Source organism: Moorena sp. SIO4E2 (genome assembly GCF_010671945.1).
In the GTDB taxonomy this organism is placed as follows: domain Bacteria; phylum Cyanobacteriota; class Cyanobacteriia; order Cyanobacteriales; family Coleofasciculaceae; genus Moorena; species Moorena producens.
This window is the reverse complement of record NZ_JAAHIE010000254.1, coordinates 1-5,111: the sequence shown is the minus strand read 5'-3', so window position 1 is coordinate 5,111 and position 5,111 is coordinate 1. Positions and strand designations below refer to the sequence as shown.

The window sequence follows — 5,111 nt, the reverse complement described above, 5'->3', positions numbered from 1 at the left end:
GCCATTTTCATTGCCTCCTACAGTGCTGTGAACTCCGTAGGCGTTAGTATTGCCGGTATTAGTAGCAATGAAATAGCCACCATATTGAGTTTGTCCACCAGAAGCATTACCGTAAACACCAAATCGGGTACCACTGCTACCACCCGTTGCTTGTGCATGCAAACCATATTTAGTGCCATTGCCATTGCCAACTACAACGCTTTGAACTCCGAAGGCCGTTCTATTGCCCGTATGAGTAGCAGCGAAATAGCCACCAATTTGAAAGCTACCACCAGAAGCACCACCATAGACACCATATCGCCTACCACTGCTACCACCCGTTGCTTGTGCATACAAACCATATTTAATGCCACTGTCACTGCCTTGTGCTTGGCTGTAAACTCCGTAGGCTGAATCTCTGCCCGTATGAGTAGCAATGGCCTTGATCGTTCCAGTCACCTCTAATTTTTCAGTAGGATTATTTGTGCCAATGCCGACATGGCCAGCATTATAGTAAATCCTGTTACTAGTACCATCAGACCACTTTCCAGGGCTAATACCAGTTAAAGCCGAACCATCCCCTTCAAACCTAGTGGCTTTGACAGTTCCATTTACCTCTAATTTTTCACTAGGATTAGTTGTGCCAATGCCGACATTTCCATCTACTGTCAGAGGACCAGTGGTATGTAAAGCATCATCCACCCTCAGTGCTCCAGATGAATGCCCGGAGCGAATTACCCCTGTAACTTTCACTTCATCACTGTCTTCGTCCCCCAAGGACACATCCCCAGCAATATGCTCCGTATCACGGGCAATCACATCCCCTTTTACTTCCAGGTTTCCATTCACTGTCAGGGAACCATCGATAGTTGAGTCTCCTGTCAGGTTTAAGTTGGTGGCGGAAATCGTACCATCTACCTCTAACTTATCCAGGGTAGATAACTTAGCACCAGCAAGCTTGCGTACAGAATTATCCACTGTACTAACGTTACCGTTGTTATCTAGGGTCACCCGTGCCAAGATAATCACATTATCATCAGTGGGGGCACTACCAGTTCTGACCTCTACTTTATCGTCATCACAGTGTTCCCTTTGTTGACCACCGTAGATGACAAATTTGGGACGTTCAGTGATGCGAGTGTATTTAGTTTCGTTACCTAGTCGGTAAGGGTTCTCCTGAATTTCCTGATAGATGATGGTAATTTCAATAGTTGTATTGAGTGGTAATCCATCTAAGTTAATCGTTTTCGGTACGGGAGAATCGGGTAAAACAATAATTTCTCGACCATCTTTATCAATGGCCATGCCCTCACTAACCGCAATTCTTTTATCCCCGACTTTAGTTACTTCTAATCCTTCCACCACACCCCATTCATGGAGTAAACGATTGTGACGCAGGCGCATGTCACGATGGTAGGCTTGCTCATCGTTAAAGTCTTCTTCTACTAGAAACTGGGCAGTAAAGTAATTGGGACGTTGTATATCTGTCATAATCCTTAAAAGTAAAATTAACTGTTGAAATAGGGAGCAGGGAGCAGGGAGCAGGGAGTAGGGAGCAGGGAGCAGAGGGACTTTTGGCAACTTTACACAGTTAGTACAGTCGTCCAGGTACTTACTCTCCTAAGATAGATTCGTCATTTTCGGGAATTTTGCCAAAAATAGTATCAATTCCAATCTGGGAACCGGTACCTTCTCCAGAATTAGGATCAAAAGTACCAATCTGCATGGTGTCAGGATAAATAATTTCTAGTCTGTACTTGGTATGGGCTGGTTTTTCCTGTTCGATGATGGCAGTAGCAATTTCTATTTGTCGGTCGAGTTGCTCTTGGGTTAATCCTTGAGCTGGAGTGATTCTTACTATAAAAAAGTGGGGTATACCACCACCAAGGTAAGTGCCTCTACCCAGGAGCGATCGCGAGGGAAGTTTTTCGCGATCATCAATTTGGTTCAGGAGTGGGGAGTCACCAATTTGAAATTCGGCATTGGAAGCGTCGGTAATGGTGACTTTTTCTTCTTCCTCTAGAAATAATTCTAGCAGTTCTTGTAAATTGTCTTTAGTCCCTCGAAAACGATACAGTCTGACGGTGTTGGCCAGAAAATTCCGTTGTTTTTGGACATTTAAATCTGCTCTGAGACTCAAAGCTACCCAGCTAGATAACCAGGGCAGGAAGTCTGGGGGTGTTTCTTGGGGATGGAAGTAATTAGAAATACAGGCAATTTTTTCTTCTAAACCCAGCTCACAAAAATTGACACCATCTGCACTACCGAAAAGAATCTTTTCAAAGGGTAGTAAAAATTGACCGACGAAAGGGTCGCTTTGATAAATCTCTGGCAGATAGTCTAAAAGTTTACTGGGAGAACGGGCTGAGTTTGTCATGGGTTTTTAACCGGTGAAATCAACGGTTTCTAAGGGGGATATGATTTCTATCTGGCTGGCGGTAAGATCTAAATCGACTAGTTCTTCTGGTTTGAGCTTGATGGCACTTAGCTGTGGTGTATCTCCTGTATTGGTGTAAACTAGGCGTTGTTGATTGGTTATGGCATCAGGACGAGGAAAAAATACTTCGTCTTGCTGGTTGGTTTTGGTGACATAATCTACAGATTCTAGTTCATCAAGTAGTTGATAAAGTTCGGAAACATAAACATTTCGACCAAATGGCCAACCTTGAGGATTGTCAGGATTTGGTAGGGGATCGAAAAAGTTTTCCAGTGCATTATTTATCTTCTCCTCACTGGGTGCTATTTCAGCTTCTCGGTTGAGGTGTATGGTTAATCTGACGCTAATGGTGATGTAGCGTGGCACAACTACATGGATTGCGGTGCCAATCAATCGCCGTTCTTCTAAGTGGTTTTTTACCTCGTTAATCAGCAATGAGCTTGGTTGAGGGGGGCTATTTTCACTGTCATCCCGATCGGGGATAATCACAATACTGACATGACCTGGTTGATCCACAGGTTCGACTAAGGCATTTTCCGAGTTGAGGTTACGCCGAGGTATACAGTGTGCCCTCGCAACGGTATTATCTGCTTCTACTTCTCGGGCTAATTCCACAAAGTCGGCACAGGTGATGGCTCGGTAGCGATCGCGTACTTGGGTAATGGCATTTTTAATCTCTGTCTGTAAATCCTTGGTTTGCTGCCAAGTTGGTCCATTCAGCAGTTGTAAAAACATCCGCATATTTGCTTCTGTTACCCGATTTTGCCGATAGAGCAGCATTTCGGTAAGGTAGGCAAACAGCTCAATGACGGTAATACCAGGATCAGAAGGATTGTGATTAGTCCATTGGGGTGCATAGCTGGGAATCATACCCAGGGCTTCTTGCACCAAGTCGTCATAGGTGCGGTCATCAAGATTAGGCAATTCTATTGGCATGAGTTACCCTCCTCAGGATTCCACAAAGGTTAAATCGATGGTGTGGTTGCCGGAATAGACTAAAAAGCGATTAGTCTCGCTAGCACCGTCTAATTCTTCAATTTCAGCCACCTCCAAACTATAAACATGGTCTACTCCCGGCACTCTCTCCAGTAGTCGGTATAAGTCGGATTTATAGGGTTGACGACCAAAATTCCAACCCATTCCGTCAAAACCACCGGTTAGGGGATGCAGAAAACTAGCTAAGGTTTGTTCCACGGTTTGTGCTACCTCACGAGATCCTTCTAGGGAAGTGACAGCAATTTTAGTAGTAATATCGACACGGACATAGAGAGCGCCCACCACCGAGATTGCCACTGTGGGTTCGGTGTAGGCTTGTAGGTAGTTTTGGACGCGCTTGATTAGCTCCAAACTGGGTAGGGGTTTAGCCTCAGTGGAGCGGGGTACAATAATCACGCTGACTGCTCCCGCTAAATCCGGCTTGGGATCCAGGGGATTAGTTTTTAAATTCCCTAAGGGTACACACTTGGCTCTGATTACCTCTGGTGAAGCCAGCTTGGCTAAATCTTCGTAATCTTCCTTAGTTACAGCACGCTGACGATGGCGAATTTCTTTAGGTGCGCGCTCGATTAGGGAGTCAATGGTTTCAGCTTCTGCCCCCCCTGCTGCTGCTTGATGGTTAATCACTTTGTCCACATAGGGGACTGTGGTTTTGAGTTGGACAATCGCCCCAGCCGGTTTATTTCCAGCAGTTCCACCACCAGTTTGATAGCGACTCATGCGGATATTGCCTTTACCGGGAGGAGGAATCAGTCCATTGTGTCCATCCCCAAAGGTAATTTCTCCGGTAAGATTATCAAAGACATAATGGCGATCCCGTGGTTCTGATTGATAGAAATCCGGGACTTGATGCCAACGGACCCAAATCTCTTGCGGTCTTCCGGTTTCATTAGTAGTAACCGTAATCGCCTTTTCCCCTTCTTCAAGGAGAATTTTGTCCTTTTCTAGGGCAGAAGGTATTTCCGGTTCCCGCACTTCCAGCTCTTGACCTGCTAAAATTGGCTGACTAGTTGTATTAAATTTTTGATTTTCAGTCCCGTCACTGGAGCCAACAATTTCCTTTTGGATCGTAGCTGTTTGTGCTGCCATGGTAGTGTTAAGCAGTACTTGTTTCAGCCTAGGTTCAACCTCATAGTCACCCTTTAACCATTGAACCCGGAGCCAATAACGGGGAGGTAAATTAAAGTCTTCCCTTGGTGAAAAATCCCCTGGTGGCAGAAATTCAATTAAACCGGAACGGGTAAAGTTTTCCGTTTCATCTCTTATGGTTAGTTGTTGCCATGCTTGGCCATTCCAATAGTCCCATACTAGTTGAACTTGTTCAGTTTTATTCAATTGTTTAACAGCCGTTGCATTAGGTACTAATGTAACATTATTATCTCCATATTTTACCTCAGTTACACAGGGAAACATGCTGATTTTACGATTGGAAAAATCTGTTCTAGCTAATGGTAAGCTAAAACCCAGATAGAAAGCTTTTTGAACAAGTTCGCTTCTTTGAAAAGGAAAGAAAGGTTTAGGACTATTAGTTAAATAAACGAAGTCATTGTAGGTGATAACGTCTTCTGGTTTTTCGTCTGATAGTGTTAAGGTGTGTCTCAGTACAATTGATTCAATTAAAGGAGGAGCAAAAGTTGCTGGCTGAAATTGATAGCCATTTGTTGTTTGTTGATAAGATGCTTCTCTACCATAGTTACCA

At 44.3% G+C, this 5,111-nt stretch carries 3 protein-coding genes and 1 pseudogene; all 4 read right to left on the bottom strand.

Annotation, left to right across the window (positions count from 1 at the left end; genetic code table 11):
• Positions 1-1,560: pseudogene (locus F6K37_RS22750) on the bottom strand (hypothetical protein); the annotation flags it as partial.
• A 31-nt stretch (positions 1,561-1,591) separates the two neighbouring features.
• Positions 1,592-2,356: a phage tail protein gene (locus tag F6K37_RS22745; protein WP_287252297.1), complete on the bottom strand. Its 765-nt coding sequence runs from the start codon at positions 2,354-2,356 to the stop codon at positions 1,592-1,594.
• Positions 2,357-2,362: 6 nt separating this feature from the next.
• On the bottom strand, positions 2,363-3,352 hold the full coding sequence (locus F6K37_RS22740) for a baseplate J/gp47 family protein (RefSeq protein WP_287252295.1): 990 nt from the start codon (positions 3,350-3,352) through the stop codon (positions 2,363-2,365).
• A gap of 12 nt (positions 3,353-3,364) precedes the next feature.
• Positions 3,365-5,111, bottom strand: a 1,747-nt coding sequence (locus tag F6K37_RS22735) for a putative baseplate assembly protein (RefSeq protein ID WP_287252293.1), incomplete at its 5' end; no start/stop codon positions are given.

Coding starts and splice junctions, on each gene's coding strand:
- F6K37_RS22745 (WP_287252297.1), bottom strand. CDS start 2,356: ATGACAAACTCAGCCCGTTCTCCCAGTAAACTTTTAGACTATCTGCCA.
- F6K37_RS22740 (WP_287252295.1), bottom strand. CDS start 3,352: ATGCCAATAGAATTGCCTAATCTTGATGACCGCACCTATGACGACTTG.